The sequence below is a fragment of the Natronolimnohabitans innermongolicus JCM 12255 genome, from assembly GCF_000337215.1.
Taxonomy (GTDB): Archaea; Halobacteriota; Halobacteria; order Halobacteriales; family Natrialbaceae; genus Natronolimnohabitans; species Natronolimnohabitans innermongolicus.
The window spans coordinates 1-13,794 of record NZ_AOHZ01000068.1 but is presented as its reverse complement, the minus strand read 5'-3'; the positions used below and the strand labels follow the sequence as shown (position 1 = coordinate 13,794).

Genomic DNA, 13,794 nt, shown 5'->3' with positions numbered 1-13,794 from the left:
GTCGGATGAGCTACTCCCCGTCGGCCCCTGGTTCGTTCGCTCGTGTCGTCATCACCGGGATCGACGCCGTTCTTACGACTTTGTCCGTCACGCTTCCGAGGAGGTACCGTTCGAATCCGCCGCGACCGGCGGTGCCCATCGCGATCAGGTCGACTGTCGCCGATTCGGCGTAATCGACGATTTCAGTGGCCGGGTCGCCGTCTCTAACTTCGGCCACGGTCTCGAGACCGTGGGAGCGCGCCTCGGCCGTCAGCGCCTCGACGGCGTCGGCTACCGCCTCCCTGCGGTCGTCCGATCCCTCGCGATCGTCGCCCGAGAGCGTCGAGAGAACGCCGTCACGGCCGTGATCGGTCACTGAGAGGAGGTGGACGGTCGCCTGGAGATCGGTCGCGAACTCGAGTCCCCGACGAGCTGCCGTCATCGCGGTGTCGCTGCCGTCGGTCGGGAGGAGGATCGAGTCGACGGTCGGTTCACCGTCGCCGGCGGCCGCGTCGGGCGTGATCGTCAGGACGGGAACCGGTGCGGTCCGGACGACTTTGTCAGCGACGCTGCCGATCACTGCGCGAGCGACACCGCCCCGCCCGGACGTACCGATCGCGATGGTATCGATGTCGTGTTCGTTCGCGTACGCGACGATCTCCTTGGCGGGAATTCCCTCACGGGTCGCGGCGGTGGCCTCGAGTCCGCGTTCGGTGGCCTCGTCGCGGAGGGACGTTGCCCGATTGGTCGCCCGTTCTCGAAGACGGTTGCGGATCGATGGGGAATCGCCTGCGTATCCTGCGCCGGTCGCGACGCTGCTGTCCGCTACGGAGAGGACGCGGACCGACGCGTCACACTGTGCTGCGAGCACGAACCCGCGTCGGGCCGCGCTTTCGGCCGGATTGCTGCCGTCAGTCGGAATCAGGAGTGTGTCGATAGTCATCTCAATCGTCGTCCGTTTTCGAGGGCGCCACGTCGTTGTTCGCTGGCTTCGTACTCTCGAGTCGGCCGGTCTCGTAGCCGCCCCAGTCGAACCGGCGCTGGAAGTAGACCGCCACGTTGACCAGCGCGAGCAGGACGGGCACCTCGATGAGCGGACCGACGACGGTCGCGAACGCGACGCCGGAGCCGACGCCGAAGACGGCGACGGCGACGGCGATGGCGAGTTCGAAGTTGTTCGAGGCGGCGGTGAAACCGATCGCCGTGGTCGTCGAGTAGTCGGCCCCGATCCCGCGTCCCATCGCGAAGCTCACGAGGAACATGACGACGAAGTAGATCGTCAGCGGGACGGCGATCCAGAGTACGTCGGTCGGTTGAGCGATGATAGCGTCGCCCTGCGTGGCGAACATCACGACCACGGTGAACAGCAACGCGAGCAGCGTCACTGGGCTGATCGTCGGGACGAACCGCTCTTCGTACCACGCTTCTCCCTTCGCTCGAACGCCGCCGAAGCGGGTGAGGATGCCGCCCGCGAACGGAATCCCGAGGAAGATCGCGATCGCCCAGAACACCTGTTCGATCGTGATGTCGAACGTGCCGATGCCGGCAACCAGTGCGTCCATACCCAGCAACGGCGGCAGGAACAGCGCGAAGAACCAGACGTACACGCCGTAGGTAACGATCTGGAAGACGCTGTTGAACGCGACGAGTCCGGCGGCGTACTCGGAGGAGCCGTCGGCGAGGTCGTTCCAGACGAGCACCATCGCGATACACCGGGCCATCCCGATGAAGATCAGTCCGAGGAAGTACTCGGGGTGTGCCGGAAACGGCGGCACGAGGCCACTGAAGAAGACCACCGCGAGCGCGAACATCAGCGTCGGCCCGATCAGCCAGTTCTGGATCAGGCTCAGACTGAGCACGCGCCAGGCGCTGAACACCCGCGGCAGTTGCCCGTAGTTGACCTTCGCCAGCGGCGGGTACATCATCGCGATGAGGCCGATCTCGACGAGATAGTACTCCTGAATCGGGTCGACGACTCCCGGAGCGACGTACCCCAGGCCGACACCTACCCCCATCGCGAGGAAGATCCAGACGGTCAGGTACTTATCGAGAAAGTCCATCGACCGCGGATCGCCGCAGTCCGGACACGCACAGTCGGAACCGTGGTCGTGCTCGCGGTTACTCATCGCACGTCACCATCGCCGGGAGAAAACCGTTCGTCGAACGCTCGAGTCGACGATCTTCGAGTGAGTGTTCCGTCATCTGGGCCTCCGTTACTCGTCTACAGCGACGACATCGAGTTGGACGGCGGCCCCGCCGGGCAACGCGCAGACGCCGACGGTCGTTCGCGGTGGATACGCACCGTCGAATCGGGTCCGGTACACGCCGTCGACGGCCGCCCGGTCGTCGATATCGGTCAACTGGACCTCGACTTTCATCACGTTCTCGAGGGGGACGGCTCGCGACGAGAGGATCGACTCGAGCCTGTCGAGACACACCGTCGTTTGCTGCTCGGTTGAGAGATCGCTCAATACACGATCGTCGGTTTCGGGGAGGATTCCCTCGAGAAAGACGAGATCGGAGCTGCCCGTTCGCTTGCCGAACGCGCCGACGGTTCCCGTCCCCTCTCGTTGCCGCTTGCTCGCGGTGCTGGCGCGGGGTGGTGAGATCGACTCGGTCTCGCCGGCTTCCGTCGCTCCGTCGTCACGCTCTGCGCCTGATTGAACCATAGTTCAATTGAACGACTCCTCATACATAAGTCCGTCCCTCGGATCGAGCGCGCAGTACCGCTACCGAAACCGGACGCGAGAGTCGTGGGGTCTCGAGTTCGGGCTCACCGCGAGCCGTCGAGAACGGTACAGAGCGCGCTCGCACGGGTCGTTGCCCGATACTTTCGCCACCGGCCGTCCTTGCGTTTGGTCACGAGACCCGCATCCGCGAGCGTCGAGAGCGCGTGGCTGACGGCGCTGTCGCTGACGTCGACGAGCGGCGTAATCTCACAGACGCAGAGTTCGCTGTCGGCTTCAACTAACAGCCTGACGAGTCTGTACCGCGTCTCGTTCCCGAGCGCCGACAGCGCCCGTACGTCGCTCGCCACGGCCTCCTCGTCGAACACCGCACCGAGTTCGTCGAGTTCGTCGAGCCGTTCCTGCAGGTCTTCGTTCCGACACTCGTCGAGTTCGTCCTCGAGATACCGGCGGAGTCGCGCGTTCGGTTGGGCCATTGTAGTTCGATTGTACAGCCATTCAAATAAGGATTCTGTCGGCTGCGAACCCGGTCGACTCCCGACGACTCGATATCGCCGCAGCGACGGACGACGACCTTTTCTCGAGTCGGTCCCTCGCTTCGCCCGTGTCGGAATTCGCGTTCGAACTCGAGTTGTGCGCTCACCTCGAGTCCCGCGGCGACGACCTGCTCGCCCGCCAGCTCGGGGCCAGCGTCGCCGATCCCGGCGGCCGGATCCTCGATATCGTCGCCGTCGAGCCGGGCCCCGAGTTCGACGAGCGCGCGGCGATCACGAGCGCGGTGATCCCCGACGCGGCCATCGAGGCCGACGTGGGAACCGGCCGGGCGCGCTACTGGAAGGACGCCTTCGACTGCCACCCCGAGCGGGCGCGATCGGCGACGGAACGAGCCTGCGAGATCGGCTTCTTCGAGCGCGAACACCGCAAGGGACGCGAGTACGTCCGGCAGGTCGCTCGCTACCCCGACTGGTTCGGCCGCATCGTCGGCATCGAGAACAAGCCGGATCTCGGCCGGCCGGGCGACCTCGAAGCGCAGCTGCGGACGGACGTCAGCCTGGGCGTCGTCGACGAGGCGATCCTCGCGACCGAGAGCTACGTGACGCGGGCGCACCTGAATCGGATTCCGGACGAAGTCGGCGTCTGGCGCGTCCACCGTGACTCCGGCTCCGCTCTCGAGTTCGAGGTCGAGATCGTCCGCGAACCGACGCCGCTGGCCGTCGACGAACCCGGCGTCGAACCACTCGAGTCCCACGCCGGCCGTACCGATATCGCCGTCGTGGACGCCGACGCCAAGCGGCGACGACGACGCCGGCTCGCCGAACGGGCCTACGGCAAGGGCTGGCGGACGTACGCGTTTCCCGACTGCGGCGCCTGCCGAGCGACGGACGCGGACGCGATGGGTGCGACGCTTCCCTACTGCGCGTGGAACGGGCGCGTCATCGACGCCGGCGCCGAGTGCGGACCGGCGTGTGGCGGCTACGAGGAGCGTCCGGACGGCGAAGCGGACGTCGATCTCGAGGGCGAACGAGACCGTCGTACGCCGTGGGTCGCGAAGCCGGACGGGAAACGGCGGCGACAGTCGGGACTGGATCGGTTCGGTTGAGTCGATCGCAAACCATCGGTCGCCGGTGGCTCGAGGGGGTTATTCGTCGGACTCGTCCGTCGGTTCGTCCGCTTCGTCCGCGACGACGTCCCGGAAGGCGTCCAGAATCACCTGCTTCGTCACCGCGCCGCGGGAGGTCCAGTGGTTCGCGTAGTCGAGCATGTCGTCGTAGATGTCCGGTTTGCAGCCCGCGGCCTTGGGGTGGCCGCCGCCGTTTACCTTTCCGGCGACCTCGTGGCAGCGGTCGAAGGCGTCGGTGCCGCGGATCGACGCCGAGCCGGCGGGCTTGACGATCACTGACGCGTCGGCGCCGTCCTCGCGCATCGACTCGGCGACCTCGTTTTGCGAACAGCGGCCGTAGGTGATACCGACCGTGTAGCCGCCGATCTCGCGGAACTCCGCGCGGGCGAGCGCGCGATCGATTAGCGCCTCCTTCTCCTCGCGACGCTCGGCGATGAACTCCTGGACCCAGTCGGGAAGGTCCGCGCCGTACTCGCGGACTACTTCGACGTACTCCGCGGGGTCGGTCCAGTAGGAGTAATCCGCCAGATCGTCGCTGCGGGGGTCCTCTCGCAGCCAGAGGTCGTGATCGCGGGTGACGGCCGCCAGCTCCTCGTAGCGCTCGTCGAAGTCGTACTCGAGCGAGCGGTAGACGACGTCGGCGGAACACTCCTCGTCGGAGTCGCCGATTTCGAGGTCGGCGCCGGCCTCGCGGACGGCCGCGGCGACCTCGTCGTCCCACTGGTGGTGGTCGTACCACGAGACGCTAGCGGCGGTCTCGAGGGCGGCGTCGAGTTCCTCGTCGACGTACTCGTAGCGGTCCGGCGCGAGGTCGCAGACGTAGAGGTCGATCCCGTCGTCGCCGTACTCGGCGACGCGGGCCAGCGCGTCCTCGACGTCGTGGGGGCTGGCCGGGACGAGCGCGACCTCGTGGGGCGTCGGCTCGGGGTCGGCGAGCGGGGCCTCGCTCTCGTCGGCGAGGCCGGCGATCGGTTCGTCGGCGTCGTCGACGGCGTCCGCGGCCGACGCGTCGTCGCGCTCGTCGTCGCGCTCCGGTTCCGGAACGTTCTGCACGTCGCCGTAGGCCTCGCGAATCAGGGCGACGCAGGCAAGGCCGTCGGCGTCGGGATCGGCGATGACGGCGACCTCGGCCCCCTCGAGGGCGGCTTCGGTCTGTTCGTCCTCGAGGTCGTCCTCGAGGGTGTCGGGGAGGAAGAATCCGGTGCCCGGCAGGATCGACTTGCGGGCGATGGGGAGGTCGCCGCTGTCGATCAGTTCGTCGTACATGTACGCCACTCCGGCACGCCGGCGGAAGTAACCGCCGGTCTTCGGTGTTCGGTCTTCGCCCCCTCTCGAGCGGTCGATCTTCGGTTCGGGCGAACGACGCTCCGTCTCAGTTCCCGGCGTTCGCCGGCGCTCCGTCGTCGTCGGTAGCGGCCGCCGGTTCGAGTTGTCTGACCGTCAACACCGGCACCGGCGACGTGCGGACGACGCGCTCGGCGACGCTGCCGAGCAGGAGCCGATTCTCGCCGTGGCGTCCTCGCGTTCCGGTCGCGATCAGATCGGCGTCGACCTCGCGAGCGTACTCGCAGAGTTCGACGGCCGGTCGACCCTCGCGGACGGCGGTGATAACGTCGGCGCCGTCCGCGCGTTCCTCGACGGTGGCGAGCGCGGCGTCGGCGGTCGTCTCGAGGGCGGTCCGCAGTTCGTCTCGGAGTTGCTGGGGTGAGGCGTCGACCTCGCTGGCGTCGACGACCGAGAGGGCGTGGACCTCGGCGTCGAAGCGGTCGGCGAGATCGAGCGCGACGTCGACGGCCCGTTTGACGCTCTCGGAGCCGTCGGTGGCGACTACGACCGTATCGAACATGCGCTGTACTTTCGACCGAGCCGTCATAAATACCGGCGACGGTCGACGGCTCGTCTCGTCTCGTCGCGGAGACGGCCGTGACAACGAGTTGACGGCACCGTGGTGATCTCACCCGGCCGCTGCAGGCCGTGGGGGTGGCTTTTTTGCGACGCGGCACACACCACGGGGTATGGACGCCAGTGAGCCGGTTACCGTCGAGACGGTGCTCGCTCCGGTCGACGGAAGCGAGGAGTCCGCCACCGCCGTCGAGTACGCCGTCGCGGTCGCCGATCGCTACGACGCCGAAGTCCACGCCCTGTTCGTGCTCGGACGGGGCGTCGTACAGGAAATGAACGCCGGGACCGTCGACGAGGACGCCGTCGCCGCGGACACCCAAGGCTTTTTCGACGACATCCAGCTGATCGCAGACGACGCCGAGGTCCCCCTCGTCACGTCCGTCGACGACGGCTTCTCGCCGACGCGAAAGACCCGTCATCCGGGCAACGTCGTGCTCGATACCGCCGACGCCATCGACGCCGACTACATCGTGTTACCCAGAGAGCCCGGTCCGGGGACCGATACGCCCGCGCCCGAAGTCTTAGAGCAGGCCGCCGAGTACGTCCTCTCCTACGCGAGCCAGCCCGTCCTCTCGGTGTAGGTGAAAGCGGTTCCCTCCCCTCGGAGCGCGAGGACGAACACGGAGACGCGTACTCGAGTGAGAACAGCGGCCCCGTCGATCAGCCGAGCCGTATTGCCATCTCCTGTTCGAAGCTCTCGGTACCGGTGGCTTCGAAGCCGACGCGCTCGTAGAGGGCAATCGCCGGATTGTTCCAGCGCTCGACGGTGAGCCACACTCGCTCGATGCCGATCTCGCTCGCGTGGCCCAGCAGGTGCTCGAGCAGTTGCGTGCCGATGCCGGCGCGCTGGTACTCCTGGAGGACGAAGATCGCCAGCTCCCACTCGACGTCGGCGCGGTCGTCGATCGCGTCGGGATCGCTCGTGTCGGGGACGAGCATCGCGTGTCCGATGACGGCTCCGTCGTGGGAGGCGACGACGTTGATGCTGTGGGTTGCGATCGTCTCGAGCCAGTTGCGGATGCGCTGCTCGCCGGTCGGCGGGATCCCCTGAGCCCGGTCGGTCGGATCGAACTCGACGTACATCTCGACGACGTCTTCGAGGGTCGTCTCGAAGTCGTCGGACGCCTGAATCTCGATCGTGCGGCCGTCTCGATCCTCGAAGCTCGTCGGCGGGGCGGGAAACGGGCCGGCCGGATCGTCCGGGTACGGTCGCGTTCCAGCCATCGTTATCGCACCAGTTTGACGGTCGTCGGGGCGTTCAAGAGGACGAACTCGGTGATCGGGCCGAGCTGGATTTTCCCCATCGGTGAGAGGGTGCCGCCGCCGATTACCAGCTGATCGAACTCGCCCTGTTCGGTGTAGTCGACCAGCGCGCTGCCGGGATCGCCCTCGAGCCGGACGATTTCGGCCTCGAGTTCGGCCTCCGAGAGCAACGCTTCGGCTTCGTCGACCATTTCGGCTTGCGAGCGCTTCGACTCGGGCTTTTCGACGACGGCGACGGTGAGGTCGTCACCGACCTCGTTCGTTCGGTCGACCGTCTGTCGGAGCGTTTTGATCGATTCGTCGCTTCCGACGAGACCCACTAAGACGTTCATATGCATGCATGTGTACCGATGCACGAAAACGATTGTGCCACATTTGAGATACGATTCCGTCTCGAGAGCCGTTTTCCGGCTCGACGTATGTGGCTATCTGTCATGATTGATTGTCGCAGACCTTGCGGATGACGACGGGGTTAAGAGCGTGTGGCGAATACGTTGACCGAATGAGTGATGCGGCGCTCGATGTCGTGGAGTTCCTGCTCACGGCGAGCGTGTATTCGGACGATCGATCGCTGGACGAGAACGACCTTCCGCCGTCGTTCCGCCGAGTCTACTGGACCGGCGGCGTCGACGACGGGGACGACGAGGACGGCGCGAGCGGGCGAAAACCCGCCGGAATCAGTCGGCCGCTCTCGGTAACGACCTCGACGGCCCGCGAGGCGACGGAGGTCGCCCAGCCCTGGGACGCTATCTCGGAGCTGATGTTCACCGAGCGAGACGAGTTCTCGGGCACGATCACCCTCGCACAGGAGGAGATGGCCGAGAAGTGGTACGCCGAGCGCGTCGACGACGATCGACTGCGCGAGAACCCCACGCTGGCGAAACACTTCACGCGCCACGAGGAGTTCGGCGACCGCTTCGACGTCACCCACGAGGAGGCTCGCGAGCAGAACCGACCGATTCAGGCCGACCGCGTCTGGATCGACGGACTGCTCGATCAGTACTTCGACGAGGAGGAAGACGAGGAGATGCTCGATCTCGTCGAGGTCCGCGCGCCCGAGGAGGTCGAAACCTCGCTCGACGAACTCGTTCTCACGCAGGACCAGGAGAACGAACTCGACAAGATCGCGAAGGCGATCGAACACCGCGATTACCTCTCGAACATCGGCCTGCGCGAGATCGGTAAGTTGCTGTTCGTCGGCCCGCCGGGCACCGGGAAGACGTCGACGGCACAGGCGCTGGCTCAGGATATGGACCTCCCGTTCGTCGAGGTCAAACTCTCGATGATCACGAGCCAGTACCTGGGCGAGACGGCGAAAAACGTCGACAAAACCTTCGAGGTCGCAAAGCGGCTCTCGCCGTGTATCCTCTTTATCGACGAGTTCGACTTCGTCGCCAAAACGCGCAGCAGCGACGAACACGCCGCGCTCAAGCGCGCGGTCAACACCCTGCTCAAGAGCATCGACAACATCTCGCTGATCGAAGACGACGTGCTCCTGATCGGCGCGACCAACCACCCCGATCAGTTAGACGACGCCGCCTGGCGGCGGTTCGACGAGATCATCAACTTCCCCAAGCCCGACTACGACATGCGGGCGGATATCCTCCGGGTGATCACCCGCCAGATGGACATCGACGAGTTCGATCCGCAACTCATCGCCGAGGCCACCGAAGGGCTGACCGGCAGCGACCTTCGGATGGTGCTCCGGGAAGCCGTCCTCGAGGCGCTAACCGAGGACCGAACGACGCTGACCCAGAACGACCTCTTAAACGCCGTCGAAGAGTTCGAAGAGCGCGACACCCTCAAAAACATGGACATGATGGGCGGCGACCACGACGCCCTCGTCGCCGGCGGGGATCTCGGAAAGGCGAGCGACGGTGGGCATTCGCACGACCACGATCACGATCACGATCACGACCACGACCACGATCACGACCACGACCACGATCACGATCACTGATCGCCAGCCGCGACAGCGAAACGTTTGCTGCCGAACTCGAGCGTCGACTCGTCCTATCGCTCCGGTTCCCGGCGGTCGTCCGAATCGATCGCCAGCCGTGTCAACTTCTCGAGGCCCGCCTGCAGGTGCTGGTGGAACGTCGGCCCGGAAATGTCGAGTCCGGGCGCGATCTCGGTGCCGGAACTCTCCCTGGGCTGGGTGAAGTAGCCGGCGTAGTAGGCGCTCTCGAGAACGTCGCGCTGTCGGTCGGTGAGCCGTTCGTCGAGTTCGCCGCGGAAGCCGCGAACCGAGCGAAGCGGCCGTTCGGCCCGGCGTTTCGAGACGAGGCGCACGTCCGGATGGGTCCCGCGGACCGTTTCGACGACGTCCCGGACCGACGTCCCCGCGGCGACGACCGCCGTCAGCCGGAGCGTTCCCGCCTCGGCGTGCGCTCGCTCGACGCTTGCGCCGTACTCGACGATCGGACGGAGTGGGGACCCCCCGCGAAGCGTACACTCGAGCAGAAAATCGTCCGTGCGGTCACTGACGACGCGGACGGCGTCGACGTCGTCGGCGCCGGCGAGTGCGTCGACGACCGTTCCGGCGCTCGTTCCGCTGACGGTTACGTAACACCGAAGCGCGCCGTTTTCGGCCGGAACGACGCCTTCGAGTGCGATCGCACACGAAAGCGTTGCAGACAGCTCCGCAAACAGCGACGCCGCGGCCGGCGCCTCGAACGTCAGCTCGGTTACCGCGTCAGCGTGGAGGATCAGTCGGTTCTCGATGGCGTTGAACGCGTAGCCGATCGCGTCACCGAGAACGTCGAACGCCGCCGGTTCGCGGTCGGCAAACGCGTTCGGCTCCGTCGCGTTCACCACGAGTGCCCCGTAGACGGTTCGTCGGTGGCGGATCGGAACGACGAGCAGCGACTCGTACCCCTCTCGCTCGGCGACGCTCACGATCGATTCCGGAAGCGAATCGGTCGTCTGGGGCTCGTCGGCGACGTACCACTCGCCGCCGTCGAGGACGGTCTCGAGTTCGCTTTCGAGTAGCGCCGCCGCCGTCAACGACGCGACCCGTTCGGCCGACCCGTCAGAGAGGCCGGCTGCCGTCTCCACCGTGATCCCGCGCTCGTCGGGGACGCGCTCGAGGACGTACGCGGCGTCGAACAGTGCCGAGTCGGCGAGTTCGGCACAGGCCGCCGCCGTAATCTCCTCGCGGGTCTCACCGGCCAGCAGCGCGTCGATCACGTCGCGAACGCTCGTGTTGACCCGGTTGTAGGTCTCGAGTTGAGCGTTCTGCTCGGCGACGCGGCGCTCGGAGCGCCGTCGGTCGGTGATGTTCAGGTGCAAGACGAGGACGTAGGACGTCCCGTCGTACGCGAATGGAATCGCCCGCATCGTAAACCATCGCTCCGCGTCGGGACCATGACACGGATACTCGAAGCTGAATTGCTCCTGTCGTCCGTCGATAACCGCGTTGATTCCCGCTGCGGCGTTGGCGGCGTTTTCGCCGTCGCTCCCCTCGCAGACGGCGAGATAGTTGACGCCGACCGTATCGGCCGGTTCGGTGATGTCGTTTTCCTCGCCGAAGCGTCGCCAGGCCTCGTTGGTGTAGACGATCTCGCCGCTCGGCTCGAGAATTGCGATCTGGGTTGGTAGCGCATCGAACGCCGCCGCGATGAACCCCGAGTCGGTACCCGTACCCGACTGCGTGGGGGGCGGGGACGAATCATCGTTCGAGTCCGAGGGAACTGGCGAGGTCATGCGCGGGTAACACTATTCCTATCGCGTCCGGTTCAGTAAGCCTGTCGCACGAGCGGCTGTAGTAGCCACTGAACGTCACTGCACACCAGATCAGTACATAGTCATTAGGTATGCTACTTTATGCCGTCAATTCCCTCGACGAAGGTAAGAGAGCACGGCATCGCTCTGTATACTATCGTTCGACCACACGTACTACAATGACAGCTTCCCCGCAGCGACCGACTGGATGCGGTACCGCTTGCCCCGATGGGATCGGCGTCGGCCACGTTCGACCACGTGCCGATCGCGACGCGAACCGACGCCGAACCGGCGGGGTGTCGCCGTGACAGTTCCGTCGCCGAACCGGCGCTCGTCGGACTCCGGCATGGTCCTGTTGATCGCCGATACTGAAGACGAGGTTCGCCGAACGAAGACTGCGTTCGACGCGGCCGATGTCGAGATCACCTGTCGGGCGGTTATCGGAAGCGACGACGGACTGGACTATCTGCGCGAACACGCGACCGACGAGCCCCAGTCGGGGCCGGATCTCGTCCTCCTCGACCTCGACGACCCCGACGATGGCGACGACTTACTCGAGGCGATCCGCTCGGAACCGGTGTTCGGCCACCTTCCCGTGATCGTCCTCGCGAACACCTCGACCGACGAGGACGTCGCACGGCTCTATCAGGCCACCGCCAACGCGTACCTGCCGAAACCGGAGACAGACGAGGAGTTCGTCGCGGTCGTCGAGACGATCCAGGCGTTCTGGCTCGAGCAGGCACAGTTGCCGACGCGACGCCGTCGTCACTGACGCGACTCGCCGGCGCGTCCGCCAGAAGCGAGCGAAAACGAGCGAAACACCCAACTATCCGTTCGGCGTCGTCGATAGATAGCAATGGAGGATTTCCACGCCCACACCAACTACTCCGACGGGGGCTTTCTCAAAGGGATGGTCGACGCCGCCGACGCGGCCGGCCTCGAGGGAATCGGGCTCACCGACCACTGTGCGGTGTCGTCCCGCGAGCGGCCGACGACGATGCGGTCGGTCTACGGCTTCAATCTGGATCTGACCTACGAGCGCCGCCGCCGGGCGATCGAAGCCCAGCGCGAGCGCGAAGACGTTTCGCTCAGTATCTACGACGGCGTCGAGATGGACTACGACCCCCGCGACGAGCGCGAGATCGAAGACTTCCTCGAGACGGCCGACTTCGACTACTCGATCGGGAGCGTCCACGCCGTCGACGGGCTGAACGTGCAGGCGCGGAGCAACTTCACGGGCCTGTCGGACGCCGAACTCGAGGCCGTCGTCGACGGCTATTTCGAGAACCTCGTCTCGCTTGTCGGTTCGGAGTTGTTCGACGTGGCGGCCCACCTCGATCTGATCGAGCGAACGCCACAGCTTCGCGGCCGGGCGACAACCGATCAGTACGAGCGCGTCGCGCGGGCGCTCGCGGACTCGCGAACGGTTCCGGAGGTCAACGCGGGCCGTGCAACCGTCGATATGGCGATCGTCCACCCCTCCGAAACGTTCCTCGAGGTGCTCCGTGAGTACGACGTCTCCGTCACCGTCGGCAGCGACTCGCATCGCCCCGGAGAGATCGGCGAGCGAGCCGACTTTCTCGCGGACTACCTCGACGAGCGCGGCCTCGAGACGGTGCGGCCGCCCGGGCTGACCTGACGCGTCGGCTGGCGTGAGTGGAGTGGCTGGTGCGAACGACGCCGCGGAGTGGCGAGTGGCCTCCCCCTCCCCCGTCCCGGACGGCGCGGTTCGAAGCGAGCACGCGGCGAACCGGAAACGACGCGACCGAGTGGTCCAGTAATCGTACAATCAGCGACGCGAATCCCGACGCCGGCAGCCGGTTTTCGATTTTGGCGGATTCGTCGACGACGCGGACTGTGTCGGCCGTCTCCCGCGATTGAACTGGCCAATTTCCGATACATTAATAATGCTATTCATGAAAATAGCGGTGTATGTCTGAGAGTGACTCACAGCGAGCTCAACTCGAGCCCGCGCTATCGCGATCGCTGTCGCCGCACTCGCTTCGCGTTCTCGGCCGAGTCGCGACCTCGATGCTGGTCGTCGGCCTCGTCCTCGGTCTGACCAGCTACCTGAGCTGGATCTGGATCGAAGCGTCGATCCTCCCGGAACAGGAGGGGACGGAAGCGCTCATCGTCGAGGGGTACACGCCGCTGGTGTACCTCCTGGGTGCTGCCGTCGCCGCCCCGGTGGTCGGGAGCATCCTCGGATTCGTCGAGGGTCGGCGGGTCGCGACCCGCGGCGACGCACTCGTCGTCGGCGTCGGGTGTTTGATCGGCGCGATCGCGCTGCTTTTCGCCGCCGGCGTGTTCATCGGCGCGACCGGCGGCGGAGACAGCGCCGGGCCCGGCCCGATGGATCTCCTGTCGCTGGCCGGACTGAGCGCCCTCTCGAGTGGGGTTGCCGCCGCGTTGCTGGCAATTCTGGCTCGAGAAACGCGGTCCCAGCGACTGGCGCTGCCGCGGTCGCGCTTCCGCGAGCCGTCGACGCCGGACGCCTCGAACGCCGGCGAAGACGCGTAGAGTTCGGGCGTGTCTCCCACAGACGCCGGCGAGGACGCGTAGAGTTCGGGCGTGTCTCCCACAGACGCCGGCGAGGACGCGTAGCGTTCGGGCGTGTCT

At 66.0% G+C, this 13,794-nt stretch carries 15 protein-coding genes; 6 read left to right on the top strand and 9 right to left on the bottom strand.

Features of this window, described 5'->3' with window-relative positions; all coding sequences use genetic code 11:
* Positions 1–10 precede the first annotated feature (10 nt).
* The 4 genes from C493_RS14040 to C493_RS14025 form a co-directional block, all read right to left on the bottom strand.
* Positions 11–922 carry a universal stress protein gene (locus C493_RS14040; protein ID WP_007260118.1) on the bottom strand — a complete coding sequence of 304 codons (912 nt, stop codon included), beginning with the start codon at positions 920–922 and terminating at the stop codon, positions 11–13.
* Position 923: 1 nt separating this feature from the next.
* Positions 924–2,105: an ACR3 family arsenite efflux transporter gene (gene arsB / locus C493_RS14035; RefSeq protein WP_007260117.1), complete on the bottom strand. Its 1,182-nt coding sequence runs from the start codon at positions 2,103–2,105 to the stop codon at positions 924–926.
* 87 nt (positions 2,106–2,192) lie between these two features.
* Complete coding sequence (locus C493_RS14030; RefSeq protein WP_007260116.1) at positions 2,193–2,648, bottom strand: RidA family protein; 456 nt, start codon at positions 2,646–2,648, stop codon at positions 2,193–2,195.
* A 104-nt stretch (positions 2,649–2,752) separates the two neighbouring features.
* Positions 2,753–3,142 (bottom strand): ArsR/SmtB family transcription factor, encoded by a 390-nt coding sequence (locus tag C493_RS14025; RefSeq protein WP_007260115.1) that lies wholly within the window; start codon positions 3,140–3,142, stop codon positions 2,753–2,755.
* Between the two features lie 128 nt (positions 3,143–3,270).
* On the opposite strand from C493_RS14025, the gene C493_RS14020 reads away from it, so the two are divergent.
* Positions 3,271–4,266, top strand: a complete 996-nt coding sequence (locus C493_RS14020; RefSeq protein WP_007260114.1) for a DUF5787 family protein — start codon at positions 3,271–3,273, stop codon at positions 4,264–4,266.
* Positions 4,267–4,305: 39 nt separating this feature from the next.
* Here the strand turns inward: C493_RS14020 and C493_RS14015 are convergent, their stop codons facing one another.
* Positions 4,306–5,553 carry a DHH family phosphoesterase gene (locus C493_RS14015; protein ID WP_007260113.1) on the bottom strand — a complete coding sequence of 416 codons (1,248 nt, stop codon included), beginning with the start codon at positions 5,551–5,553 and terminating at the stop codon, positions 4,306–4,308.
* Between the two features lie 106 nt (positions 5,554–5,659).
* Positions 5,660–6,133, bottom strand: coding sequence for a universal stress protein (locus tag C493_RS14010; protein WP_007260112.1), 474 nt, complete (start codon positions 6,131–6,133; stop codon positions 5,660–5,662).
* Between the two features lie 169 nt (positions 6,134–6,302).
* Here C493_RS14010 and C493_RS14005 point away from each other — a divergent pair, with 169 nt between their 5' ends.
* Positions 6,303–6,770: a universal stress protein gene (locus C493_RS14005; RefSeq protein WP_007260111.1), complete on the top strand. Its 468-nt coding sequence runs from the start codon at positions 6,303–6,305 to the stop codon at positions 6,768–6,770.
* Positions 6,771–6,849: 79 nt separating this feature from the next.
* Here the strand turns inward: C493_RS14005 and C493_RS14000 are convergent, their stop codons facing one another.
* Together C493_RS14000 and C493_RS13995 are read right to left on the bottom strand one after the other, a co-directional pair.
* The gene (locus C493_RS14000; RefSeq protein WP_007260110.1) at positions 6,850–7,413 is read right to left on the bottom strand and encodes a GNAT family N-acetyltransferase; all 564 of its coding nucleotides are present in this window, start codon (positions 7,411–7,413) and stop codon (positions 6,850–6,852) included.
* A 2-nt stretch (positions 7,414–7,415) separates the two neighbouring features.
* Positions 7,416–7,784, bottom strand: coding sequence for a universal stress protein (locus C493_RS13995; protein ID WP_007260109.1), 369 nt, complete (start codon positions 7,782–7,784; stop codon positions 7,416–7,418).
* A gap of 170 nt (positions 7,785–7,954) precedes the next feature.
* On the opposite strand from C493_RS13995, the gene C493_RS13990 reads away from it, so the two are divergent.
* Complete coding sequence (locus tag C493_RS13990; RefSeq protein ID WP_007260108.1) at positions 7,955–9,412, top strand: ATP-binding protein; 1,458 nt, start codon at positions 7,955–7,957, stop codon at positions 9,410–9,412.
* Positions 9,413–9,465: 53 nt separating this feature from the next.
* Here C493_RS13990 and C493_RS13985 read toward each other — a convergent pair whose 3' ends face one another.
* The gene (locus C493_RS13985; protein WP_007260107.1) at positions 9,466–11,157 is read right to left on the bottom strand and encodes a bacterio-opsin activator domain-containing protein; all 1,692 of its coding nucleotides are present in this window, start codon (positions 11,155–11,157) and stop codon (positions 9,466–9,468) included.
* Between the two features lie 322 nt (positions 11,158–11,479).
* Here C493_RS13985 and C493_RS13980 point away from each other — a divergent pair, with 322 nt between their 5' ends.
* The 3 genes from C493_RS13980 to C493_RS13970 all read left to right on the top strand — a co-directional run bounded on the left by C493_RS13980 (position 11,480) and on the right by C493_RS13970 (position 13,695).
* The gene (locus C493_RS13980; RefSeq protein WP_161606904.1) at positions 11,480–11,947 is read left to right on the top strand and encodes a response regulator; all 468 of its coding nucleotides are present in this window, start codon (positions 11,480–11,482) and stop codon (positions 11,945–11,947) included.
* Positions 11,948–12,031: 84 nt separating this feature from the next.
* Positions 12,032–12,814 carry a PHP domain-containing protein gene (locus C493_RS13975; RefSeq protein WP_007260105.1) on the top strand — a complete coding sequence of 261 codons (783 nt, stop codon included), beginning with the start codon at positions 12,032–12,034 and terminating at the stop codon, positions 12,812–12,814.
* A gap of 293 nt (positions 12,815–13,107) precedes the next feature.
* On the top strand, positions 13,108–13,695 hold the full coding sequence (locus tag C493_RS13970) for a hypothetical protein (RefSeq protein WP_007260104.1): 588 nt from the start codon (positions 13,108–13,110) through the stop codon (positions 13,693–13,695).
* The last annotated feature ends 99 nt before the right edge of the window (positions 13,696–13,794 follow it).

Coding starts and splice junctions, on each gene's coding strand:
- C493_RS13995 (WP_007260109.1), bottom strand. CDS start 7,784: ATGAACGTCTTAGTGGGTCTCGTCGGAAGCGACGAATCGATCAAAACG.
- C493_RS14030 (WP_007260116.1), bottom strand. CDS start 2,648: ATGGTTCAATCAGGCGCAGAGCGTGACGACGGAGCGACGGAAGCCGGC.
- C493_RS14040 (WP_007260118.1), bottom strand. CDS start 922: ATGACTATCGACACACTCCTGATTCCGACTGACGGCAGCAATCCGGCC.
- C493_RS14010 (WP_007260112.1), bottom strand. CDS start 6,133: ATGTTCGATACGGTCGTAGTCGCCACCGACGGCTCCGAGAGCGTCAAA.
- C493_RS13970 (WP_007260104.1), top strand. CDS start 13,108: ATGTCTGAGAGTGACTCACAGCGAGCTCAACTCGAGCCCGCGCTATCG.
- C493_RS13985 (WP_007260107.1), bottom strand. CDS start 11,157: ATGACCTCGCCAGTTCCCTCGGACTCGAACGATGATTCGTCCCCGCCC.
- C493_RS13990 (WP_007260108.1), top strand. CDS start 7,955: ATGAGTGATGCGGCGCTCGATGTCGTGGAGTTCCTGCTCACGGCGAGC.
- C493_RS14005 (WP_007260111.1), top strand. CDS start 6,303: ATGGACGCCAGTGAGCCGGTTACCGTCGAGACGGTGCTCGCTCCGGTC.
- C493_RS14000 (WP_007260110.1), bottom strand. CDS start 7,413: ATGGCTGGAACGCGACCGTACCCGGACGATCCGGCCGGCCCGTTTCCC.
- C493_RS13975 (WP_007260105.1), top strand. CDS start 12,032: ATGGAGGATTTCCACGCCCACACCAACTACTCCGACGGGGGCTTTCTC.
- C493_RS14015 (WP_007260113.1), bottom strand. CDS start 5,553: ATGTACGACGAACTGATCGACAGCGGCGACCTCCCCATCGCCCGCAAG.
- arsB (WP_007260117.1), bottom strand. CDS start 2,105: ATGAGTAACCGCGAGCACGACCACGGTTCCGACTGTGCGTGTCCGGAC.
- C493_RS14025 (WP_007260115.1), bottom strand. CDS start 3,142: ATGGCCCAACCGAACGCGCGACTCCGCCGGTATCTCGAGGACGAACTC.